This window comes from Vibrio tapetis subsp. quintayensis (genome assembly GCF_030409945.1).
Lineage (GTDB): Bacteria > Pseudomonadota > Gammaproteobacteria > Enterobacterales > Vibrionaceae > Vibrio > Vibrio quintayensis.
Genome location: NZ_JAUFQV010000012.1, coordinates 309981 through 333214, shown reverse-complemented (window position 1 = coordinate 333214; position 23234 = coordinate 309981). Strand labels below are relative to the sequence as shown.

General features: G+C 43.6%; 17 protein-coding genes, 1 pseudogene and 1 riboswitch. Of the genes and pseudogenes, 11 read left to right on the top strand and 7 right to left on the bottom strand.

Annotated features, from left to right (window positions below):
- The first annotated feature begins 113 nt into the window (after positions 1-113).
- Both cydD and cydC read left to right on the top strand, forming a co-directional pair.
- Complete coding sequence (gene cydD, locus QWZ04_RS06335; RefSeq protein WP_290326085.1) at positions 114-1898, top strand: heme ABC transporter permease/ATP-binding protein CydD; 1785 nt, start codon at positions 114-116, stop codon at positions 1896-1898.
- Positions 1891-3612, top strand: coding sequence for a heme ABC transporter ATP-binding protein/permease CydC (cydC, locus tag QWZ04_RS06330; RefSeq protein ID WP_290326083.1), 1722 nt, complete (start codon positions 1891-1893; stop codon positions 3610-3612). Before cydD ends, cydC begins: the two co-directional genes overlap by 8 nt.
- Positions 3613-3796: 184 nt before the next feature.
- On the opposite strand, the gene QWZ04_RS06325 is transcribed toward cydC, so the two are convergent.
- Both QWZ04_RS06325 and gyrA read right to left on the bottom strand, forming a co-directional pair.
- The gene (locus QWZ04_RS06325) at positions 3797-4441 is read right to left on the bottom strand and encodes a tetratricopeptide repeat protein (RefSeq protein ID WP_290326081.1); all 645 of its coding nucleotides are present in this window, start codon (positions 4439-4441) and stop codon (positions 3797-3799) included.
- Positions 4442-4641: 200 nt separating this feature from the next.
- Positions 4642-7299 carry a DNA topoisomerase (ATP-hydrolyzing) subunit A gene (gyrA, locus tag QWZ04_RS06320; protein ID WP_290326078.1) on the bottom strand — a complete coding sequence of 886 codons (2658 nt, stop codon included), beginning with the start codon at positions 7297-7299 and terminating at the stop codon, positions 4642-4644.
- Between the two features lie 275 nt (positions 7300-7574).
- On the opposite strand from gyrA, the gene ubiG reads away from it, so the two are divergent.
- From ubiG to yfaE, 4 genes are all read left to right on the top strand, one after another.
- The gene (gene ubiG / locus QWZ04_RS06315) at positions 7575-8288 is read left to right on the top strand and encodes a bifunctional 2-polyprenyl-6-hydroxyphenol methylase/3-demethylubiquinol 3-O-methyltransferase UbiG (RefSeq protein WP_290326076.1); all 714 of its coding nucleotides are present in this window, start codon (positions 7575-7577) and stop codon (positions 8286-8288) included.
- Positions 8289-8813: 525 nt separating this feature from the next.
- A complete protein-coding gene (nrdA, locus tag QWZ04_RS06310) occupies positions 8814-11096 on the top strand; it encodes a class 1a ribonucleoside-diphosphate reductase subunit alpha (RefSeq protein ID WP_290326074.1) in 2283 nt (760 codons plus the stop codon).
- Positions 11097-11191: 95 nt separating this feature from the next.
- On the top strand, positions 11192-12325 hold the full coding sequence (gene nrdB, locus QWZ04_RS06305) for a class Ia ribonucleoside-diphosphate reductase subunit beta (protein WP_102521266.1): 1134 nt from the start codon (positions 11192-11194) through the stop codon (positions 12323-12325).
- The gene (gene yfaE, locus QWZ04_RS06300) at positions 12325-12603 is read left to right on the top strand and encodes a class I ribonucleotide reductase maintenance protein YfaE (RefSeq protein WP_290326070.1); all 279 of its coding nucleotides are present in this window, start codon (positions 12325-12327) and stop codon (positions 12601-12603) included. Before nrdB ends, yfaE begins: the two co-directional genes overlap by 1 nt.
- Here yfaE and QWZ04_RS06295 read toward each other — a convergent pair.
- Entirely contained in the window at positions 12600-13010 is a 411-nt protein-coding gene (locus tag QWZ04_RS06295) for a hypothetical protein (RefSeq protein ID WP_290326068.1), read from the bottom strand. The genes yfaE and QWZ04_RS06295 overlap by 4 nt on opposite strands.
- Before the next feature lie 81 nt (positions 13011-13091).
- Positions 13092-14327: a CinA family nicotinamide mononucleotide deamidase-related protein gene (locus tag QWZ04_RS06290; RefSeq protein WP_290326067.1), complete on the bottom strand. Its 1236-nt coding sequence runs from the start codon at positions 14325-14327 to the stop codon at positions 13092-13094.
- 218 nt (positions 14328-14545) lie between these two features.
- On the opposite strand from QWZ04_RS06290, the gene QWZ04_RS06285 reads away from it, so the two are divergent.
- From QWZ04_RS06285 to gbpA, 3 genes and pseudogenes are all read left to right on the top strand, one after another.
- Positions 14546-15442 carry a DUF3943 domain-containing protein gene (locus tag QWZ04_RS06285; protein WP_290326065.1) on the top strand — a complete coding sequence of 299 codons (897 nt, stop codon included), beginning with the start codon at positions 14546-14548 and terminating at the stop codon, positions 15440-15442.
- Positions 15443-15806: 364 nt separating this feature from the next.
- Complete coding sequence (locus QWZ04_RS06280; RefSeq protein ID WP_290326064.1) at positions 15807-16319, top strand: glycine cleavage system transcriptional repressor; 513 nt, start codon at positions 15807-15809, stop codon at positions 16317-16319.
- 366 nt (positions 16320-16685) lie between these two features.
- Positions 16686-16774: riboswitch (cyclic di-GMP riboswitch) on the top strand.
- 70 nt (positions 16775-16844) lie between these two features.
- Positions 16845-18304: pseudogene (gbpA, locus tag QWZ04_RS06275) on the top strand (N-acetylglucosamine-binding protein GbpA).
- A 386-nt stretch (positions 18305-18690) separates the two neighbouring features.
- On the opposite strand, the gene QWZ04_RS06270 reads toward gbpA, so the two are convergent.
- Positions 18691-19647: a transposase gene (locus tag QWZ04_RS06270; protein ID WP_435433589.1), complete on the bottom strand. Its 957-nt coding sequence runs from the start codon at positions 19645-19647 to the stop codon at positions 18691-18693.
- 246 nt (positions 19648-19893) lie between these two features.
- Here QWZ04_RS06270 and QWZ04_RS06265 point away from each other — a divergent pair, with 246 nt between their 5' ends.
- Together QWZ04_RS06265 and QWZ04_RS06260 are read left to right on the top strand one after the other, a co-directional pair.
- Positions 19894-20289: a DUF3465 domain-containing protein gene (locus QWZ04_RS06265; protein WP_290326062.1), complete on the top strand. Its 396-nt coding sequence runs from the start codon at positions 19894-19896 to the stop codon at positions 20287-20289.
- Positions 20290-20340: 51 nt separating this feature from the next.
- Positions 20341-20718 carry a ParB N-terminal domain-containing protein gene (locus QWZ04_RS06260; protein ID WP_290326060.1) on the top strand — a complete coding sequence of 126 codons (378 nt, stop codon included), beginning with the start codon at positions 20341-20343 and terminating at the stop codon, positions 20716-20718.
- A gap of 25 nt (positions 20719-20743) precedes the next feature.
- Here QWZ04_RS06260 and nspC read toward each other — a convergent pair whose 3' ends face one another.
- Together nspC and QWZ04_RS06250 are read right to left on the bottom strand one after the other, a co-directional pair.
- Positions 20744-21877 (bottom strand): carboxynorspermidine decarboxylase, encoded by a 1134-nt coding sequence (nspC, locus tag QWZ04_RS06255; RefSeq protein WP_290326211.1) that lies wholly within the window; start codon positions 21875-21877, stop codon positions 20744-20746.
- A 105-nt stretch (positions 21878-21982) separates the two neighbouring features.
- A complete protein-coding gene (locus QWZ04_RS06250; RefSeq protein WP_290326058.1) occupies positions 21983-23227 on the bottom strand; it encodes a carboxynorspermidine synthase in 1245 nt (414 codons plus the stop codon).
- Positions 23228-23234 lie beyond the last annotated feature (7 nt).

Sequence of the window (23234 nt, the reverse complement as noted above, 5' to 3'; positions counted from 1 at the left end):
TTTTTGCACCTTAATATCAAAACCTTAAAATCCGGCGGTATTCCCGCCGGATTTGTTTTTGTATAATGCCCATTCTTAAAAATATTATAATTTAATCATTAAGCCTTCTATACATGAACAAACAACAACAACGCACCTTGAATAAGTGGTTGCGACAGCAAAGTAAGTTAGCCAAACGCTGGCTTATGATTGCTGTTGGGCTTGGCGTATTATCAAGTGTGTTTCTGCTTGCTCAAGCAGCCTTAATCGCCTCAATATTGCATCACCTTATTATCGAAAACACCGATAAGCATGAACTGATCCCCCACTTTGCCGGGTTAGCAGTATCAGTTGTCGGGCGTGCTATTTGTACGTGGGGCCGAGAAATCGCCGGTTATCGATGCGGCGAACAAATCCGTATTTACATACGCAGCCTCATTCTAGACAAGCTAAGGGAACTGGGGCCGGCTTATATCAAAGGAAAACCAGCCGGTGCATGGGCAACGTTGCTACTTGAACAAGTAGAAGACATGCAAGATTTCTTTGCTCGCTATTTACCGCAAGTCTCACTATCGGTCATGATTCCATTTGTTATTTTGGCGGTTGTGTTCCCAACCAACTGGGCTGCGGGCATCATTTTCTTGATTACTGCACCTTTGGTTCCGCTGTTCATGGCTTTAGTCGGTATGAAAGCATCAGATGCTAACCGTAAAAACTTCAAGGCATTGCAGCGTTTATCCGGCCATTTCTATGACCGACTTCAGTCAATGACAACCATTCGACTGTTTGACCGAGCCAATGCGGAACGTGATGTTCTACGTGGGACTTCGGAAGTGTTTAGAACCCGAACAATGGAAGTGCTTCGCGTCGCGTTCTTATCTTCCGCTGTACTTGAGTTCTTCACTTCTCTTTCCATTGCGATGACGGCGGTTTATTTCGGCTTCAGCTATATCGGCGAATTAAACTTTGGCTATTACGGCGCAAGCATTACCCTATTTTCTGGGTTGTTTGTTCTGATCCTTGCTCCAGAATTCTACCAACCTCTACGAGATCTAGGCACTTTCTACCATGCCAAAGCCCAAGCGGTTGGCGCAGCAGAAAGCATTGTTGAATTTCTATCAACAGAAACATCGGCCACTAAATCTGGTAGTGAACAGCTTTCAGACAAAGAAAATCTGACCATTGAAGCACGAGGTCTCGAAGTCTATAGCCCAGAGGGTACCAAGCTTATTGGCCCTATTGACTTCACTCTGTCTCAAAAACAACGCACTGCCATTGTTGGCCCAAGTGGCGCAGGCAAAACAACTTTAATCAATGCTCTACTCGGCTTTCTTCCTTATAAAGGAAGTTTAGTGGTTAACGGCATTGAATTAGAACAGCTCGATATAAAACAGTGGCGAACAGCCATCAGTTGGGTTGGTCAAAATCCATTACTATTGCATGGCACAATTGAAGAAAATGTCACCTTGGGCAAAAAAGACGTTAGCCAACACGCGCTGGCATCAGCTCTTGAAAAATCATTTAGCCAAGAGTTTGTGTCTCAACACGGTCTAGATTACCCAATAAGCGATCGTTCTGGTGGTTTATCCGTAGGGCAAGCACAACGCTTGGCACTGGCTCGCGCAATGTTACAACAAGGCTCGCTTTGGATTTTAGATGAGCCAACCGCAAGCCTTGATGCTCGCAGTGAAAAATTAGTGATGCAAGGCCTTGAGGGTGAAACTCAAGAACGCAGTGTGCTTATGATCACTCACCAGCTAGAAGCGCTCAAGGATATTGACCAAATTCTAGTTATGGCAAATGGGAAAATAGTCCAATCAGGCGATTATCAACAACTGTCCAACCAAAACGGATTGTTTGCTGACCTATTAAGTGCCAAACAGCAGTCAGATAATAATAAGGGCGATATAGATGCGTGATTTACTGCCTTACCTAAAACTCTATAAGAAGCATTGGTTTGGGTTATCTCTAGGCATGGTGCTTGCCTTTGCTACCCTATTTTCTTCGATAGGATTGCTTACTCTGTCTGGTTGGTTTATTGCGGCGTCTTCGGTCGCGGGGTTAACCATCGCACGAGAAACCTTTAACTACATGCTGCCCGGCGCTTTTGTACGTGGCTTCGCAATGGCGAGAACCGCCGGTCGTTGGGGCGAACGTGTAGTTAGCCACAACGCCACCTTTAAGCTACTCACTGATTTACGTATTTTCTTCTTTGAAAAGCTGACGCCACTGATCCCTGGTCGGGTGGGCAACCTAAGAGATGCCGACATCCTTAACCGACTAGTCGCCGATGTAGATGCCATGGACCACGTCTATCTTAGATTGATAAGCCCAGTGGCCATCAGCATTCTTGGTATTGCCAGTCTGACGATTTTCTTGTGCTGGTTCGATATGACGTTAGGTTTAACCCTTGGCGGTATATTGCTTGCCATCGTATTAACTTGGCCCATTTTGTTCTATAAGTTAGGTAAATCTAACGGCGCTGAGCTCACCGTTAATAAGTCGACCTTGCGTGTTGCTACCCTCGACTGGCTCCAAGGCCATTCAGAGTTAGTTCTATTTGGCGTTGAGCAAAACTACCGAGATCAGATTGTAGAGCAACAAACCAAACTGACCAAAAATCAATACAGCAACGCCGTTATTGGTGGGCTTGCTAATGCGCTTATCTTGCTTGCCAGTGGCTGGTCGCTAGTATTGATGCTTTGGTTAGCCGCAGACGGTGTGGGTGGCAATGCTCCCGATCCATACATTGCTTTGATTGCCTTTGCTACCATGGCAAGTTTTGAAATGCTCATGCCAATTGCTGGTGCGTTCCAGTACCTAGGTCAGACACTCACCTCTGCTCGTAGGTTGAACGACATTGTTCATGCCCAACCAGATGTAACATTTCCTAAAACAAGTGAACAAACCATTAGTCAGTACGATGTTCACTTTTCCGACGTTAACTTCCATTATCCAGACAGCGATACACAAGTACTTACAGGCATTAACATCAAAGTAGAGCAAGGCAAAAAACTAGCGATACTCGGCCAAACTGGTTCGGGTAAATCTACGTTATTGCAATTGCTGACTCGAAGCTGGGATCCACAGCAAGGTCAGATCACGTTAGGTGATCAACCTCTGCCTGCATTGGCGGAAACCGATCTTCGTAAATCAATTTCGGTGATCAGCCAACGTGTTGATATTCTAAACGGTTCACTTCGTGACAACTTACTTCTAGCAATGCCTGATGCTTCCGACGATCAGCTCATTGATATGCTCGTTCAAGTAGGGTTAAGTAAGCTCACAGAAGACACCGGCTTAGATACTTGGTTAGGAGACGGTGGTCGTCAGCTTTCTGGTGGCGAAAAGCGCCGTATCGGTATCGCCAGAGCGCTGCTGCATGATGCTCCTATCGTGCTAATGGACGAGCCAACCGAAGGATTAGACAAGCAAACCGAACAACAGATGATGGCGTTATTCGACCGTTATCATCGTGGTAAGACCGTAATCTACATTACGCATCGCTTGGTTGGCCTTGAAGAGATGGACGATATCTGTCTTCTAGAGTCTGGCGAGATCATAGAGCAAGGAAATCACACCACCCTGCTTGCGCAAAAAGGTCGATACCACCAACTGTTTCAAACGCTTTAATGAAGCTAATGGGTAACTTACTTGCCTCTGTATCGGTTATCGTGAGCTGAATTGTTAACCACGAACCACGAACCACGAAAAAAAATGCCGCTTACGATTCGTAAGCGGCATTTTTTATTGCTTTTTTTTGTTGTTTTTTTCTATTGTTTCTACCCGGGATTACTTACTAACATTCCCGTTTAGTTTATTGAACCTGTTGTTTAGCTTGGTTAATGGAACGGATAATACTCACTCGATCAACCGACTCCTTATGTGAGTCCAAAATCTTTTGCCATGTATCAATTGCCTTTTGGAATCGGAAGCTAATGTAGTGATCGTTTGCAATCAAGGTCAATGCTGTTTCATCCATTGGGTTAAGCTTAAGTGCTTTATCTAGGAGATGTTGTATCTCTTGATCGATTGACTGCTTATTGACGTAATAAAGCGCTGAAGCTTTCGCTGAAAACAAGGTTGGTTTTGGCTTATCAAACAATCGAATGGCGTATCCAAAGCACGTTGAAGCCGAATCAAATTCATTCTTAGCCATGTAACCTTGACCTAACTCAAACCATGCTTGACCATCATTAGGATCCTCACGAAGCGTTGATTGCACTTCTTCAATTTTCTCATTCAACGTCAGCACTTTCGCCGCACTCTCAGATTCAACAGGAGCGGCGGGACGCAATGGAAGCCACAGTAAAAGGCTTAACAAACTGACGGTTCCGGCAATGGTCACCGCCATCCGATAATCTATTGTATCACTGCCACTTCGCGCATAAACCAATGCTAATATAAAGGTTATGAAAAAAGCGACGAACGCTAATAAAAGGCCAAAAGATAGGTTTTCCATAAAGATATTACTCATCAAAAATCAATCTAGATAAATAAAACGGGCTGAATTACTCGTGACTTATCTAGGGTGACTTACTTGTTGGAATAGCGTTTAGTACTGCGACTAAGAAAATTGTACCTTAGCCATTATTTTTGTTTTGCTAGACACGACAAAAAAACCGGACCCAAAGGTCCGGTTTTTATATTAATTGTTACGAATTATTCTTCGTTAGCGTCGTCGTCTTCAGAAGCGTCAGTTGAATCCGTCGATTCTGAAGATTCAGCGCTTGGTTGATCACTGCTCGGCTCATCACCCTCTTGCAGTTCTTCACCTTCTGCTAATTCTGCTTCTTCGATTTCGTCGATGCGTTGCAGAGCAACAACACTTTCGTCTTCAGCTGTGCGGATAAGCGTCACGCCTAGGGTATTACGACCCACTTGGCTAACTTCCGAAACACGGGTACGAACTAGCGTACCGGCATCGGTAATCATCATGAACTCATCGCCATCTTCAACTTGAACAGCGCCAACAACAGGGCCGTTACGATCCGATACTTTAATGGATACCACGCCTTGGGTCGCACGACCTTTGGTTGGGTATTCAGCAAGCGTCGTACGTTTACCGTAACCGTTGTTTGTTACTGTCAAGATGTCGCCTTCGTTAGCAGGAACAATCAGTGAAACCACTTGATCGTCTTCTGGTAACTTCATGCCACGAACACCCGATGCTGTACGTCCCATAGCACGTACTTTATCTTCTGAGAAACGAACAACTTTACCTGATTTCGAGAACAACATAATGTCGTTTTCGCCATTGGTAATATCAACACCAATTAATGAATCATCATCACGTAGGTTAACCGCGATTAAGCCGTTAGCACGTACGTTAGCAAACTGATCAAGCGATGTTTTCTTAACTGTACCGTCACCAGTAGCCATGAAAATATACTTGTCAGAGCTAAACTCAGAAACAGGTAGAATTGCTGTGATGCGTTCGTTTTCTTCCAGTGGAAGAATGTTCACAATTGGCTTACCACGAGCAGTACGGCTCGCTTGAGGCAATTGATATACTTTCAGTCGGTATGTTTTACCACGAGTCGAGAAACACAAGATGTTATCGTGCGTGTTAGCAACAAGAAGACGTTCAATGTAGTCTTCTTCTTTCATCTTGGTTGCGCTCTTACCTTTACCACCACGACGTTGTGCTTCGTAATCGCTCAGAATTTGGTACTTAACGTAACCTTCACGAGAAAGCGTTACAACAACGTCTTCTTGCGTGATCAAGTCTTCCATATCGATATCATGCATTGCTGCTGTGATTTCGGTACGACGTTCATCAGCAAAGCCATCACGCACAGCTTCTAGCTCTTCGCGAATCACTTCCATCAAACGTTCAGTGCTCGCTAGAATGTGCATAAGTTCTGCAATCTCTTCTAGTAGCGCTTTGTACTCATCAAGAATTTTTTCATGCTCTAGACCCGTTAAACGGTGTAGGCGCAATTCAAGAATCGCTTGTGCTTGTGTATCCGTAAGGAAGTACTGACCGTCTCGGATACCAAATTGGTCTTCTAGCCAATCTGGACGAGCCGCATCTGTACCTGCACGTTCAAGCATTGAAGCAACGTTACCCAAGCCCCAGCCGCGTGCAACTAAGCCCGCTTTTGCTTCTGCAGGTGTTGCAGCGTTCTTGATAAGTTCAATGATCTCATCAATGTTCGCCAATGCCAGAGCCAATGCTTCAAGAATATGAGCACGGTCACGAGCTTTTTTCAGTTCAAAAATCGTACGACGAGTAACAACTTCACGACGGTGATCGACAAAACACTTCAACATTTCTTTTAGGTTGAAAAGTTTTGGTTGGCCGTTATCAAGTGCAACCATGTTGACACCGAACGTAGTTTGAAGCTGAGTTTGTGAGTAAAGGTTGTTTAGAACCACTTCACCAACTGCATCGCGCTTACATTCGATAACAATGCGCATACCATCTTTATCAGACTCATCACGTAGAGCACTGATGCCCTCTACTTTTTTGTCTTTTACTAGCTCGGCAACTTTTTCAATCAAACGAGCTTTGTTCACTTGGTATGGAATTTCCGTAACAATAATGGTTTCTTTGCCATTTTTGTCAGCTTCTATATTCGCTTTTGCGCGCATATAGACCTTGCCACGACCCGTCTTATAAGCATCAACAATGCCCTTACGGCCACTGATCATTGCTGCTGTCGGGAAGTCTGGGCCCGGAATGTAATCCATTAGCTCATCAATAGTGATATCTTCATTATTGATGAAAGCCAAACAACCATCGATAACCTCACCTAAGTTGTGCGGTGGGATATTGGTTGCCATACCTACTGCGATACCAGAAGCACCGTTAACCAATAGGTTAGGAATTTTTGTTGGAAGTACCGCAGGGATTTGCTCTGTACCATCGTAGTTCGGTACATAGTCAACCGTTTCTTTGTCTAGGTCTGCTAATAATTCATGAGCAATTTTAGACATACGTACTTCGGTGTAACGCATTGCCGCGGCAGAGTCACCATCGATCGAGCCGAAGTTACCTTGGCCATCGACCAACATGTAACGAAGCGAGAATGGTTGTGCCATACGTACAATAGTGTCGTAAACAGCACTATCACCATGTGGGTGATATTTACCGATTACATCGCCCACAACACGGGCAGATTTTTTATATGATTTATTCCAATCATTACCTAGTACATTCATCGCGAATAAAACGCGGCGGTGTACAGGTTTAAGGCCATCACGCACATCTGGAAGAGCACGACCCACGATTACAGACATCGCGTAGTCTAAGTATGAACTTCTAAGCTCATCTTCAATGTTTACGGGCGTGATCTCTTTAGCTAGATCGCTCATAGAGCCATTATCCCTCTATATTCTGATCGTATGTTCAATACGTACAAGGTCGAAAAATATAACACACAAATACCCCATTCGGCATCTCTTTCCCTAGCCTTTTATCATGTTGTGACCTTGGTTGTGAATCGATCGGCGAGTATTTGCACAAATTACTCATATCTGTATGAAAATTAGTCACTATATCGCTAAAAACTCCGCGAATTGATATTTGCACTTTTCAGTGGTAAGACTGACGTTATAATGCCAACAACTCAATTTGAAATGATATGACCATGACCCAGATTAAAAACGTTGATCCAGCAGAAATTAAGAAATTTGAAGACATGGCATCGCGCTGGTGGGATTTGGAAGGTGAATTTAAGCCTCTGCACCAAATCAATCCGCTGCGCTTGAACTACGTACTGGAACGTGCCAATGGTTTATTTGGCAAGCAAGTTCTCGATGTGGGTTGTGGAGGGGGCATTCTCGCAGAAAGCATGGCCGTACAAGGAGCCAATGTTACGGGACTTGATATGGGTAAAGAACCATTAGAGGTTGCCCGCTTACACGCATTAGAAACTGACACTAAGAACCTAAACTACATTCAGAGTACGGTTGAAGATCATGCTATCGAAAATCCAGAGCAATACGATGTCGTGACCTGCATGGAAATGCTAGAACACGTTCCTGACCCACTTTCAGTTATCCGTTCTTGTGCCAAGCTCGTGAAGCCCGGTGGCCATGTATTTTTCTCTACGTTAAACCGAAATGCCAAATCTTACCTATTTGCCATTGTTGGCGCAGAACAAGTTCTAAAATTAGTTCCGCAAGGCACTCATGACCACGCCAAATTCATCCGCCCAGCAGAGTTATTGAAAATGGTCGACCAAACAGACCTAATCGAACAATCCATCACAGGGCTACACTACAACCTACTTACAGACACCTACCGCTTAGGCAGTAATGTAGAAGTGAACTACATCGTCCAAACTCAACGTAGTTTTTAATTCAGCAACACTGGTGGAATTAAAGCGGGAGCATTCGTCCTGTATTGTGATTTTAGTGCGCGAAGTCGCAGATTCATACAGTTTATTTCGAATCAAGCATTACTCACGTCAAAAAGAGATCTTGCTCTCTTTTTGACGATTTGATCAGCAACCTGTTTAGCCTTTATACACCTTGGCCTAGCTCCCAATTTCATGTAAAGATCAAGGAAAATATTTTTTTCTCTGCTTACATTTAAAACAACCTTTGAATTGACTTTTTGTCGACATAAAGGCCGTCTAATTCGAGCGGTTAGTGCTTACTAACGATATTTACCCAAGTCATAGGTTATCCACAGTTCTTCCTTTTTATCTTACTTGAATTCCCTTTGAATCCGCACTATCTTGTAGCCGTTCACACGAACAACACCATATGTAGTGTTTCTACCTCTATAGCAAGGTAGATTTGGATCACAAAGCCGAGTATCAATTTACAAAAATTACATAGAAATACGGCTTTAACCAGTTTCGTTAGGGAAATCTGTCAGAATGAATCAACAACTAACTGTGACTAAGCGTAATGGTCGCAAAGAAAACATTGATCTGGAGAAAATCCACCGCGTTATCGCATGGGCCGCTGAAGGCTTAGATAACGTGTCGGTATCTCAGGTAGAATTGAAGTCTCACATCCAGTTTTATGACGGGATTACTACGTCGGATATCCATGAGACCATCATCAAATCCGCAGCCGATTTGATTTCAGAAGAATCTCCAGATTACCAATATTTGGCAGCTCGCTTGTCTGTATTCCACCTGCGCAAAAAAGCGTATGGTCAATTCGAGCCACCTACACTTTATGATCACGTTAGTAAACTTGTTGATAGCGGTAAGTACGACAAGCACCTAATTGAAGATTACAGCGCTGAAGAGTTTGCTCAACTTGACGAGTTGATCGATCACAATCGTGATATGAACTTTTCATACGCGGCAGTTAAGCAACTCGAAGGTAAGTACTTTGTACAAAACCGCGTAACGAAAGAAATCTACGAGAGCGCTCAGTTCTTGTATATTCTTGTTGCCGCATGCTTATTTGCTAAGTATCCAAAAGACACGCGTCTTGATTACATAAAACGTTTCTACGATGCTGCATCTTTGTTTAAGATTTCTCTGCCTACACCGATTATGTCTGGTGTGCGTACCCCTACCCGTCAGTTCAGCTCATGCGTACTGATCGAGTGTGACGATAGCCTTGATTCAATTAACGCAACAGCAAGCTCAATTGTTCGTTACGTTTCTCAACGTGCTGGTATTGGTATTAACGCCGGTCGTATCCGTGCGTTAGGCTCTGAAATTCGCGGTGGCGAGGCATTCCACACAGGTTGTATTCCATTCTATAAGTACTTCCAAACTGCGGTTAAATGTTGCTCTCAGGGCGGCGTACGTGGCGGTGCTGCAACAGTTTTCTATCCTTTATGGCACGGTGAAGTTCAATCGTTAATGGTATTGAAGAACAACCGTGGTGTTGAAGAAAACCGTGTTCGTCATATGGATTACGGCGTACAGCTTAATAAGCTTATGTACACTCGCTTGATCCAAGGCGGTAACATCTCTTTGTTCTCACCTTCAGATGTTCCTGGTCTTTACGATGCTTTCTTTGAAGATCAAAAAGAATTCGATCGTCTGTACGTTAAGTACGAAGCCGATCCAAGCATTAAGCGCGAAACAGTAAAAGCAATTGATCTGTTTTCTCTATTAATGCAAGAACGCGCGTCAACGGGTCGTATCTACATCCAGAACGTTGACCACACAAACACACACAGCCCGTTTGATGAGTCTGTAGCGCCTATTCGCCAGTCCAACTTATGTTTGGAAATCGCATTGCCGACTAAACCTTTAACGAATGTTGAAGACGATTCAGGTGAAATCGCTCTGTGTACGCTTTCTGCATTTAACTTAGGTGCAATTGAGAACCTAGACGAGTTAGCAGAGCTGTCTCGCCTTGTTGTTCGTGCTCTTGATGCTTTACTTGATTACCAAGACTACCCACTGCCAGCGGCATATAAGTCGACCATGAATCGTCGCACTTTGGGTGTTGGTGTCATCAACTACGCATACTACCTAGCGAAAAATGGCGTTCGTTATTCAGATGGGAGTGCGAATGGCCTGACTCACCGCACGTTCGAAGCCATCCAATATCACTTATTGAATGCATCGCTTGAACTGGCAAAAGAGCAAGGTGCTTGCCCATCATTCAACGAGACGAAATACGCTCAAGGTATTCTACCAATTGATACCTACAAAAAAGACTTAGACAAGATCTGTGATGAGCCACTTCATCTCGATTGGGAAACGTTAAGAGAAGAAATTAAAACACACGGTCTACGTAACTCAACGTTGACTGCTTTAATGCCTTCTGAAACCTCTTCTCAGATTTCTAACGCAACAAATGGTATTGAACCACCGCGCGGTTTTGTTTCAGTTAAAGCCTCTAAAGATGGCATCTTGAAACAAGTAGTACCAGATTACGTTAACCTAAAAGACAGCTATGAGCTGTTATGGACAATCCCATCAAATGAAGGGTACATCCAACTGGTTGGCTTAATGCAAAAATTTGTTGACCAAGCTATCTCAGCAAATACAAACTACGACCCAAGCGTACAAGCTAACGGCAAAGTGCCGATGAAGCTTCTGCTTCAAGATCTTCTTACCGCATATAAATACGGTTTGAAAACGCTTTACTACCATAACACCCGTGATGGTGCGAGCGACGACCAAGGCGAAGGCGCTAAAGTCGAAGAAGAAGATTGTGAAGGCGGCGGTTGTAAGATCTAACACGGCCGATTGTCGTTAGATTTGCAACAACAATACTCAATAGTTAGCCCTTTGACTAACACTCAAAGGGCGCATTTAGAAAGGAATAAGCACGCATGGCTTACAGTACTTTTTCTCAGAATAAAAACGACCAATTAAAAGAACCAATGTTCTTGGGTCAATCAGTAAACGTCGCTCGTTATGACCAGCAAAAATTTGAAGTATTTGAAAAGCTGATCGAAAAGCAGCTGTCTTTTTTCTGGCGTCCAGAAGAAGTTGACGTATCAAGCGATCGCATCGATTACAACAAGCTTCCTGAACATGAAAAACACATTTTCATCAGTAACCTAAAGTATCAAACGCTATTAGATTCTATCCAAGGCCGTAGCCCTAACGTTGCTCTACTTCCTCTGGTATCACTGCCTGAAGTAGAAACTTGGATCGAAACATGGTCATTCTCAGAGACCATCCACTCTCGTTCATACACGCACATCATTCGTAATATCGTGAATGACCCAGGCGTAGTATTTGATGATATAGTGGAAAATGAGCACATTCTTAAGCGCGCTAAAGACATCGCTCACTATTACGATGACTTAATCAAACTGACTAATGACTTCCACCGCTACGGTGAGGGCACCCATGAAATCAACGGTGAAAGCGTTTCTATTCGTCTTCATGACCTTAAAAAGAAACTGTATGTTTGCTTAATGTCTGTCAATGCGCTTGAAGCCATTCGCTTTTACGTGAGCTTTGCTTGTTCATTTGCCTTTGCTGAGCGCGAATTAATGGAAGGCAATGCGAAAATCATCAAGTTGATCGCTCGTGATGAAGCCCTTCACCTTACTGGCACACAGCACATGATCAATATCTTGCGTAATGGCCAAGATGATTTCAGCTTCATGCAAATTGCTGAAGAGTGTAAGCAAGAATGTTTCGATTTATTCAAAGATGCAGCAGAGCAAGAAAAAGAGTGGGCTGAATACCTATTCAAAGATGGCTCTATGATCGGATTGAACAAAGACATTCTTTGCCAATACGTTGAATACATCACCAACATCCGCATGCAAGCGGTTGGCCTAGGTGTAGCGTATCCAGAAGCGACCTCTAACCCGATTCCTTGGATCAACGCATGGCTATCTTCAGATAACGTGCAAGTTGCGCCTCAGGAAGCTGAAATTAGCTCGTACCTTGTTGGCCAAATTGACAATGAAGTAGATGCCGACGATTTCGGAGATTTCGAGCTGTAATGCACAAAGTCAAAATCAACACAATTACTCATATTTCATCTCAAGCGGATCGCACTCTGCTAGAGTCGATGGAATCTGCTGGTTTAGAAGTAGAATATAACTGTCGAGACGGGCATTGCGGTGCCTGTCGTTGTGAGTTGGTTTCAGGTGAAGTTGAGTATGTTGGTTTTGCAATGGCGTTTATTCAGCCGAATGAAATATTGCCCTGTGTTTGCAGGGCAAAAACCGCTCTAGAGCTCGAAAAAGTCAATTACAGCCTTAAAAGTAAGCGCGCTTAACTCATCGCCCGGTGGGAATGGCAATCATTGCCTAAATTTGCATATTTACTGAGTAACAATTCAGCAGTCCTTACTGAGATTTCTTTCTCACCTATCGCTTTGCCCCCGTCATCAAATAATGACATTCGATAGCCTCCATTAGGCGTATCTAGTGCTTCAGATGGCGTTGCTAACCACATAGCAGTTAAGTCATTGATATGATCGCTATGTGCTTCTCCTAAAAGAACTTTATTGCCAGATACTCGGTACCACACTTTTATCATTGTTTGTGTAAGCATCATTGCCTCCAAATCATAATAGCAGTACTGATTGGTGAAAATATCACCGCCTTGACGGATCAATATTAGCCAATTCCAGCTCAAAGCCAAGCCTCTTTTTTGAGAAAAATGGTAGAAATAATGTTGCATAAAAATCTTTGAAAGGTCAGCGCCCCCACAGCCTTTATTTGCCAAGGGGAAGCTGAAAGTCAAGCAGATAAAAACTATTTTTTAGAGAGCAGACGCTGGCACATACAGTTCTTTTTGTCTATGCAGTGAGCCATAGCTACCAAACATCGGTTTACCTTCTAGGTGACGTCTTAACATATCCAGCATAACTGCCGAAACTAATTTCCTTTGGGCTTTTTTGTTGTAGTCACGGCCAAACGAGAACACCTGCCCCCACTCACCCTCTGCGGTCGATAGCGCAATAGCAAATGCCCCATCTTTAGCGACACCAGAAGACAGACCAAAATGGGCCTTACCGTTTTCCCTGGTGGCAGCCGCAAGGGCCAATGCTGCCGCTAATGGATCTTGTTCAACAATACTTTCGCTTAAAGCTGCATTCATTACCCAGCTCTGCTTGAGGTGAGTGGCAAGTATGTCGTCATCGTGAGCCCAGCTTGTCAAATAGCCACCACTGGCTTGCTCAGCAATGGATAAGGTCGCTTGGCGCTCATTCAACAAGCCGCCTACATTTGCGATCATCGGTTCATCGACGCTGACAACGTTGTCTTGCAGATGCCCATAAATGATATGAAGTAGTTTAATGCGCGTTTCCATGTCTGCCATTGGTCCAAACAACTTCACTTCAATAAACGGTAAGTAAGAGCGGTAGCCAAGCTCATAGCCATCAGGTAAGCGAAGTAAATCTAGTTTGTCCGATATACCGGATTCAGACAGGCCAAATGTATAAATACGGCTGCATTCATTTGGTAAGATGTTGGGATGTTGTTCCAACAAATGCGGGATAATCTGCTCAGACACCATGTGCTTAAACTCACTAGGCACACCTGGAGTAAACAGAAACTTGGCTTGATTTATCTCTAAACTAAAGCCACACGCCGTCCCTACTGGGTTATCTATAATTTTGGCTCGTTCAGGCAGCATTGCTTGTTTCAAGTTGCTGTCTGGCATCTCTAGGCCGCGTGAGCTGAACTTTTGTTCCATTTCCGTCAACCAAGACTGAAACAACACTAACGACTGTTTAGCGGTCTGTGCGGCCGCGGCAGAAGACAGATCATCGGTCGTCGGACCTAAGCCACCGTTCACTATCACGATGTCATAATCATGACTTAAGTAAGAGAATTCATTGACCAAGCTTTCAAGTTGGTCACCAACCGTACTGCGATACGTCAACTGTAAACCATGGCGATAAAACTGCTCTGATAACCACGCCGCATTGGTATCAACAATATCACCGTGTAATACTTCTTCTCCGGTGCTAAGCATTGCTATTTTTAACATTATTGCAACCTTATAATCATTCATTCTCCACCTGAGTTCGAATGAATTGATTTAATATTAAACCCGAAATTCAACTGGTTAAAAGTTACCCCAATTGCATTTTAACTTTCCAATTCTAACTAATTTACAAGACATTAACCCATAAATCATTTGCATCTATGATTTGTTAAGCGAATAATATCCACCTTACATAGCTTGTTTTTTGATTGGAGCCGTTTGTGCACTTAAAACCTTTGACTGCGATTTTGTTGGCGTGTTCCACATCTGCACACGCAGCCAATTTAAACTTTGATTTTAAAGATGATTTTTCTAGTCATACTATCGACTATGAGGCAAAAAACTATAGCCTTATTTCAGGTATTGACTCGATTCCTGTTTCTCTTAGCTATGAAGATCACAAAAATGAGAAGCTAGAAGCATCATCTGTGCAGCCACCGCACTTATATGCCCTTAAAGAAAAGGATTGGGAATACCTAAGAGAACAAACATACACAATTTTGGGTCTCAGTATTGCAACTGTCGGCATTATGACCGTTTTACCAGAAAGCATTACCAAGTGGGATGCCGAAGATCGAGATTTATCAAATCTAGGCTCAAAATGGAAAGAAAACGTCTCTGGTGGCCCTGTGTGGGATCGCGATGAACATATTCTTAACTACATCATGCACCCATATTTTGGTGGTGTTTACTACACTGCCGGCCGCCACGCGGGCTTTAATGAATTTGAGTCATTTTTGTACTCATTCACTATGTCTGCCGTATTTTGGGAGTTTGGTGTTGAGTCATTTGCAGAAATACCATCTTGGCAAGATTTATTTATCACGCCATTTTTCGGTGCCGTAGTCGGTGAAATGATGTTCACAGGCGAACAAAACATTGTTGCTAACGGTGGCGAAGTAATGGGTTCTGAGACCATGGGCGATGTATCGTTGTTTTTCTTAAACCCTGTTGGACATATCCACTATTGGGTAACGGATGCATGGGGTGGCGACGCCAACCTTAATTTCCGCTCGCAACCGTGGACGGGATACCAAACTGAGGCAGACAAAATCATCAACCCATACCAAGTCTATGACCGTCAGTTTTATGGCTTAGATTTGACTATAACGTTCTGATGAAGTGCTAAGGTGAAGTGCTAAAAGCTAAGTACTAAAAGCTAAGTACTAAAAGCTAAGTACTAAAGGCTAAGCACTAAAGGCTAAGATTAAGATCAGTGGCGAGGTGTTCGGTTCTTATTTGAACTTAATACTTCGCTTTTTGCTTTCAGTCCTATTACTCGCCCCTCTACTGTTCTGCTTCCTTTCCAAGTTTCTACTCAATTCTTTGAAGTCAAAAAGCGGTGTATTGCAAAAAATAGACCCCTGTCAAACAATCTTCTCCCACAACTTCTACACTGGTTGTAGTGTCGTTATTACATAAAATCATCTACTTAAGTAAACATTACGTGCCACAACTGTTTCCTAAATGGAGGGAATATCTATGAACACCACATTCATTGTAAATTTTGTCGGTAAAGCGTCCCCTTCCACCATCAAGCAGCTCGCTGCGGTAACCCACGAACACGACGGGAAATGGCTGATCAGTAAAGTCAATTTTATTGAGCACCAAGTCGCGGCTGTAATTAAGATTCAGTTACCTAAGGAAAATGAACAAGTTGTCAAAGACGCTTTCAGTAGCAATCCTGCTCTCATGGTTCAATTTGCAGAAGCCGACAGCTCCGCTCACGACAAAGAAAGTATTTACCACTTACGTGTGGATGCTAACGACCGAGCAGGTATTGTGAACGAAATTACCCACGTATTGGACGGGCAAGGTGTCAACATTCTTGATATGGATTGCCATCGCGTTTTCATTGCAGGGGGTGGCGGCGTAAGCTCTAGTTTATTCAGCTCTACCATTGCACTGCGTTTACCTGCCCAAACGGGTATCAAAGACATCACAGACGAACTTGAGTCACTGAGCGAAGATACGCGCGTTATTCTTGAGGGCTAAGTAATTTAGGCTAATATCTTTTAAAGATCATATCTTAGAGGGTTACTCAAGTCATACTCCTACACCTCACCCGCTTCAATGCGGGTGGTTGGTTTCATTAGTTAAACCATCCAAACCTATCAAGCGATAGACAACATGCGCTGCGTGTTTAACGCTTTTATACTAGGTCATCATCCGAACAACAGCCCTATTGACCGATCTTCACACCTCTCCATCTCAATAAAGTTCTTTTCATATTACTTTCCAGCTTTTTGGCTCAGCATTAAACAAAACAACATTCTCTAACAGGGAATAGAGAAAAGCATTCCAGATTTTATCCGAACCTATCGCACAGGCTGTTTTCATTGATTACATTTCAATGGCTCACAGCACTTCTGGCAAACTATTTGAAAGAATAGGACGCAAAGCTTCCGGTCTGTCGATATTCACGTATCTATGATAGCGGGGCCGCCACTTAATACGATTAAGTGTATAGCGTGCCGGGGTGTCATCTTTTTTGTCAAATAAAAGGAATAAAGACAAATGATGAATCAACTCCCTCGTAAATCCATCATTGCATTGCACTCCTTGGGGTCAGTAGCACAAGTTTTGGCCACGGTTACGTCTCATCCTACCAAGGGGGTGTAGCAGAAAGCCGCGTTGCGCTGTGTAAATTCCCAGCCAATGATACCCAACAAAAAAACACCCATTGTGGGGCGATTCAATATGAACCTCAAAGTGTTGAAGGTCCTGATGGGTTCCCTACCACGGGCCCTGCAGATGGCAAAATCGCCAGTGCACAATCTTCGTTAGCAGCGTCTCTCGATGAACAGACCGCAAGTCGCTGGGTGAAACGTCCGATTCAATCGGGCACGCAAAACTTTGAATGGACGTTTACTGCTAACCACGTCACCAAGGATTGGAAATACTACATTACCAAGCCAAACTGGAATCCCAATCAACCGTTAGCTCGAGGCTCTTTTGATTTAAACCCATTTTGCGTGGTCGAAGGCAATATGGTTCAACCACCTAAATTGGTCAGTCATCAATGCCAAGTGCCCGCTCGTGAAGGCTACCAGGTAATCTTAGCCGTATGGGATGTAGGCGATACCGCCGCATCTTTTTACAACGTTATTGACGTTCAATTCGATGGCGATCAACCTGTGTTCCCTGACTGGCAACAAGGTGGTCAAATCAATCCAAGTATGCCACTCAACGTTGGGGATTCCGTCTATACACGAGTCTTCGACCAATCAGGTGAAAACCCTGCGTACCGAACCGAATTTAAGATCGAAACAGCAGAACAAGGAGAGCCAAATAACTGGTCTCATGGGCTTGCCACCAAGATAAACCAGCAACAAATCCTGATGCAAGCGGGACAAATCAATTCCGATAACGGCTTTGATCCAACCTATGGCGTTAACCCAATTTATCTGAAAAAGGGCTCAGGGTTAACTCGTGTAGAAATCGGCTATCACATTGATACCCCAACGCCGGATTATAGCTTGTCCGTTTCTGGCCTAGAAGATCAATATGTGATTTCAGAAAGGCCAACACAACTAGATCTCACCTTAACTGCGATGGGAGATCTCCAAGCTGAACTCACTGTGTTTAACCACCACCGAGTACCACTTGCTTCACATGTATCAAAAATGGCTGATGGCGAAACTAAGAGTGTTCAACTCACTTTGACCGATTCACAACCTGGCCATCACATGTTGGTCATCGTCACTAAGGATACCGAAGGCAATGTACTGGATCAGAACACTCAAGATTTCCACTTGAAAGAATCCCAAACACCGCCAGAAGGCGAGTACGATTTCGTCTTCCCTAACGGTCTAGAAACATATACCGAAGGAACCAAGGTGCTTGCCAGTGACGGTCACATCTATCAATGTAAAGTGTTCCCATATTCCGGTTATTGCGTTCAGTGGTCTGAAAGTGCAACCCAATTTGAACCAGCAACGGGCTCTCATTGGTCATCCGCTTGGGACAAAGTCAACTAACCAAAATATTGAGGCCCATACTCACGTCACTATTTGAACAAAGCGCGTTGGACCTAAACTTCCAACGCTCTCTTTTTAAAAGGACACACGCTTTAAAACTCTTTTTTTGAAAGGACACACGCTTCAAAAGCCTTCCCACGCCCCTCTATTTTAGTAATACAGACCGAGTAGTTGTTGGGACAGTCGCTTTAATTCATTTAACTCTAATGCATTGGCACATCAGCAGTAACAGGAGACATTTTTGGGGAAGGTATGTAACTTAAATTAACAATTGCAAGATGGGCAGGAAGAAACTCAAGCCCATTGAGTAGTTCATTAAAGGCTAAGGAATCATTCTTAGGCTAAATAGGATGTATTTCTTACCTGTTGCAGTATTTGGGGAGCGATTATTGATCTAAATGAAACCCATTCACTCGCTTATAGCGACCTTGAAGACATTGCATACTAATAGTCCTGCCGACGTGACTGGCTCGTTTACGTTCAAGTGTCGAGCAGGCTTTTAACCATTGCATTTGATTGACGGAAATACGTTCTAAAATAGGCGGAGTTTCCCATCCGATCATAGCTTTATCATTTCGATGCTGCCTACCGCTCCAGTCAACCAATTCAATATAGTCGATTAAACGAAATGGAATACCTTTTACCGATTCATGACTTGAGTTACCAATGAACACGGCTAGCCCTGGGGTTGTTCGTTGATTTCGCTCTAACGATTTTAAGCGATGTTTGATGGAGGTAAAGTCGGATGTCTCGAGTGTTTTGGCAACACCTGCGCGCACTGGGTTTAAATCTACATATACCATTGCGGCTGCGAGGGCAGATTCATCTAATAGCGCTTGGCTTTTGAAGCGACTTTCCCAAAAATGTCCCGTACAGTTGTCCTCTTTATTGGCTTGGCACGCGATCCCATGATTGAGTTCTTTCATGAACCAACTTAGATCAAATAGCCGTGAGCGCCATTGCTCAATAATCAATTCACACGCGTCTCGCTCTGCTTTGCTAACTAACGTCCCTTCTTGCCAACGAGCAATAATAACGGGCAACTTATGGGCCTTCTCCCAACGCATTACCACATCGGAAAGGCTAAGCTGTTTGGCTTCATTTTTATCCACATGAACCACCAAATGATAATGGTTACTCATGATTGCGTAACTGCATATATCAATGCAATATATTGCGGACAAAGCGTACATTTTCTTCTCAATCCAGTCTCTGCGATGGTGATAACTTTTACCTGTCAGTTCATCGTCACCACACAAGAAGCAGCGGCGAACACACCGAGAAACGCAATGATAGTAGGGTGTGATGTTCAAATCGACTAATTGACTGCGTGCAGTGGTCATGATGTGGCCTTTATCTCTGTGTTCGATAGGCGCAATCATGAAGCATTTATTTATTCGATGAAATAAGCAAGCAATAGACGTGCTAGCAATCGCGCGAACCTTCATGCTTTTTTCATTCTTAAGGCGTGTGTCCTTTCAAAACGCTTTCAAAACGTTAAACCCCTCAATATGCAACTTGACTATTATTATGGTAGGATATGGACTTTGAATGAATTTCGATTTCTTTAACACCGGATGTGATTGAAAATGAAACAGTTACTCACAGCTTTGCTCTCGCTATTTTATGTTTTTTGCCCGCCAGTTTGGGCAAACGATTATGAACTACAACATGCCTACGAAAATCAGAAAAGTGATGTACAAATCCACGGAATCGGCACAGTCACCCGCATACTTCCTGACGATAACAAAGGATCTCGACACCAGAAATTCATTTTAAAATTGGATAATCGTCAAACGTTATTGGTCGCGCATAACATTGACTTGGCGCCAAGGATCTCAGGTATACGAGTTGGAGATACCATCGAGTTTTACGGAGAGTATGAATGGAATCAAAAAGGTGGCGTAATCCACTGGACTCACAAAGACCCGCGTAATCATCATGAGCACGGTTGGCTAAAGCATCAAGGGGTGGTTTATGAGTAAATATAGATATTGATTGTGAGATCAAATCAATCAGATAAAAAAGGCTATCATATGCGACAGCAATATCACTTTAGAAACTCTTCGCAAGGGCTTATGTCTTGGGACGTTTTCCGCCTTATTGAACTATCAAAAGATCTCAGCGTTATCGAAATACCGTTGTCGCAGGTACAGGAGCTAGACGAAGAGTTTTGGTATGACTTGGGCGGAGCAAAGCCTACTTGTAACAACGTACTTGAGCATGCAAAGCTCATTAATAATGCTGATATGGCCTACCCAATCATTCTTTGCCATAAAGGACGAGTAATGGATGGTATGCATCGAGTATGTAAAGCTCGCATGTTAGGTTATCAGTCTATTAAAGCGGTCAAGTTTAATTGCTACATAGCACCAGATCATATAGGAAAAAAGGCAGACGAGCTGCCTTATTGATCTTCTGAACGTTTATCGCATCCTGCTATTTCACAGCCCACTGTGACAACGAACGCTTAAAGTCTTCATAGCCGAATTCATTAAGCAACTGCACTTCACCATCGCTGCGTTGGCAGTAAATAGAAGGCATCTTCAATCCGTTAAACCAATTTAATTTCACCATTGTATAGCCTGCGCTATCCATAATGTGAAGTCTTTGGCCTATCTCTAACGGCTTATCAAAGCTTGTCACGCAGAACTGGTCACCCGCTAGGCATGAACAAGAGCCAATCACGTACTCATGTTTACCTTGTTCACTTGCTTCTAAAATAGAAGCAGGTTCGTCGTAGATTAATGTATCCAAGCGGTGCGCTTCTGTAGCTGAATCGACAATTGCGGTTTTCATCCCGTTTTCAACGATATCTACCACAGTAACGACTAAGTCCGTTGTTTGAGTGATGATGGCTTCGCCAGGCTCTAGATATAGTTGAATACCATGTTTAGCAGAGAATGCTTTTAAGGAGTTACCCAGTTTTTCAATATCGTAACCCGCCCACGTAAAGAATACGCCGCCACCTAAACTCACCCAATCAAGCTTATCTAGATGATGACCAAACTGATCGGAAATAGCATCAAGCAAACCGATAAATGCATCCACGTCTTTGTTTTCACAATTCATGTGGAACATCACACCATCAAGGGTTTCGAACACTTCCGGTTGAATGTGATCCGCTTGCACACCTAAACGGGAGAACTGGCGTGCTGGGTTGGCTAAATCTTGCCCCGCATAACTCACACCAGGATTGAGGCGTAGGCCAATAGAAGCTTTCCTTTCTACTAAATGACGGTGCGCTGCGAGTTGAGATTGAGAGTTAAAAATCAATTTGTCACAAATACTTGCTACTTCTTTTACATCATCTTCACTGTAACCCACGCTATAAGCATGAGTTTCACCACCAAACGTCTCGTGGCCCAGCTTTACTTCATAAGGACCACTGCTTGTTGTGCCATCTAAGTATGGCTTGATGATGTCAAACACACCCCAAGTAGAGAAACACTTAAGGGCCAAAACAAGTTTTACGCCAGAAATCTCTTTTAGCTGCTTCGCTTTTTCAAGATTCGCCACCAGCTTAGCTTCATCAATCATGAAGTAAGGGGTTTTTAAGGAATGCTGAGTCATCATTCATCTCTTTAATATGGAACAAAGCCACGGAAAAAGCTAAGTACTAAACTCTATGCGCGAAGTGACAAGCACTTCGCTTTTAGTTCTTCGTACTTAGTACTTCTACTTAAGCACCTTAATATCCGGCTGACCCGGCTCTAGTTCCTGCACATGCCAATCTAGACCAATTTCTGGCATAGTCGCTAGGAACGGATCTGGGTCTAGCTGTTCCATGTTGAATACGCCCTTATCAGCCCACTCACCGCGGAAGAACTGTAATGCTGCGGTAATAGCAGGTACGCCCGTCGTGTAAGAAATGGCTTGGTGCTCGACGTCTTCATAAGCGACTTCGTGGTCGGCATTGTTATAGATGAACACACTGCGTTCTTTGCCGTCTTTCTTGCCTTGAACCCAAGTACCGATACACGTTAAACCCGTGTAACCAGGTGCTAATGATGTTGGATCAGGAAGCAGAGCTTTAAGCACATGCAATGGTTGAACAACCGTGCCGTCATGCAAAGTAAGCGGATCTGGGCTTAATAGGCCGATATCGCGCATACAATTAAAGTAGTTAAGGTAGGCATCACCAAAACCCATCCAGAATTCGATGCGCTTCGCTGGGATGAATTCTTGCATAGAGCGTACTTCATCGTGTGCCATTGAGTACACTTTATGAGAACCACAGTTAGGAAAATCAAATTCCAGCATACGAGAATGACAAGCCACTTGTTTCCACTCTTGGTTTTCCCAATAGAAAGAGTCGCCTTGGATCTCAAGCATGTTGGTTTCTGGGTCAAAGTTAGTAGCAAATTTCTTACCATGATCGCCTGCGTTTACGTCCATTACATCGATGGTGTCGATTTCATCGAACAAGTGCTTCACTGCGTAAGCAGCAAACACCGACACAACGCCAGGATCAAAGCCTGCCCCCAAAATACCGGTGATGCCCGCTTCTTTAAACTTGTCACGGAATTCCCACTGCCAATCGTAAGCTTGTGGTACTTGTTGCCCTTCAGAACAAAGGTCTACCGCGACAGATGTATCTAAGTACGACACTTTCGCTTGCAGACACGCTTCCATGATGGTTATGTTTACCCAAGGAGGACCAGCATTGATAACGAGATCAGGCTTTACTTCCTTGATCAACGCAACCAAAGCGTCAACATCATCAGCGTCAACCGAACGAGCCTCTAGCTTTTTAGACGGATCTTTAAGGTTGTTTTTACCTTTGATCGATGTGATGATTTTTTCACATTTCGCGATCGTGCGAGACGCAATCGTAATGTCGCCTAAAACTTCGTTATTTTGTGCCGCTTTATGCGCGACTACCCAACCAACGCCACCTGCGCCAATTTGAAGAACTGCCATGATTTAT

What these genes read in the sequence shown, in the direction of transcription:
- nrdA (WP_290326074.1), top strand. Translation starts at nt 8,814, where the DNA reads ATGAATCAACAACTAACTGTGACTAAGCGTAATGGTCGCAAAGAAAAC.
- nrdB (WP_102521266.1), top strand. Translation starts at nt 11,192, where the DNA reads ATGGCTTACAGTACTTTTTCTCAGAATAAAAACGACCAATTAAAAGAA.
- gyrA (WP_290326078.1), bottom strand. Translation starts at nt 7,299, where the DNA reads ATGAGCGATCTAGCTAAAGAGATCACGCCCGTAAACATTGAAGATGAG.
- QWZ04_RS06265 (WP_290326062.1), top strand. Translation starts at nt 19,894, where the DNA reads ATGAAACAGTTACTCACAGCTTTGCTCTCGCTATTTTATGTTTTTTGC.
- QWZ04_RS06325 (WP_290326081.1), bottom strand. Translation starts at nt 4,441, where the DNA reads ATGGAAAACCTATCTTTTGGCCTTTTATTAGCGTTCGTCGCTTTTTTC.
- ubiG (WP_290326076.1), top strand. Translation starts at nt 7,575, where the DNA reads ATGACCCAGATTAAAAACGTTGATCCAGCAGAAATTAAGAAATTTGAA.
- cydD (WP_290326085.1), top strand. Translation starts at nt 114, where the DNA reads ATGAACAAACAACAACAACGCACCTTGAATAAGTGGTTGCGACAGCAA.
- QWZ04_RS06250 (WP_290326058.1), bottom strand. Translation starts at nt 23,227, where the DNA reads ATGGCAGTTCTTCAAATTGGCGCAGGTGGCGTTGGTTGGGTAGTCGCG.
- QWZ04_RS06270 (WP_435433589.1), bottom strand. Translation starts at nt 19,647, where the DNA reads ATGACCACTGCACGCAGTCAATTAGTCGATTTGAACATCACACCCTAC.
- QWZ04_RS06280 (WP_290326064.1), top strand. Translation starts at nt 15,807, where the DNA reads ATGAACACCACATTCATTGTAAATTTTGTCGGTAAAGCGTCCCCTTCC.
- QWZ04_RS06295 (WP_290326068.1), bottom strand. Translation starts at nt 13,010, where the DNA reads ATGCAACATTATTTCTACCATTTTTCTCAAAAAAGAGGCTTGGCTTTG.
- QWZ04_RS06260 (WP_290326060.1), top strand. Translation starts at nt 20,341, where the DNA reads ATGCGACAGCAATATCACTTTAGAAACTCTTCGCAAGGGCTTATGTCT.
- nspC (WP_290326211.1), bottom strand. Translation starts at nt 21,877, where the DNA reads ATGACTCAGCATTCCTTAAAAACCCCTTACTTCATGATTGATGAAGCT.
- yfaE (WP_290326070.1), top strand. Translation starts at nt 12,325, where the DNA reads ATGCACAAAGTCAAAATCAACACAATTACTCATATTTCATCTCAAGCG.
- cydC (WP_290326083.1), top strand. Translation starts at nt 1,891, where the DNA reads ATGCGTGATTTACTGCCTTACCTAAAACTCTATAAGAAGCATTGGTTT.
- QWZ04_RS06290 (WP_290326067.1), bottom strand. Translation starts at nt 14,327, where the DNA reads ATGTTAAAAATAGCAATGCTTAGCACCGGAGAAGAAGTATTACACGGT.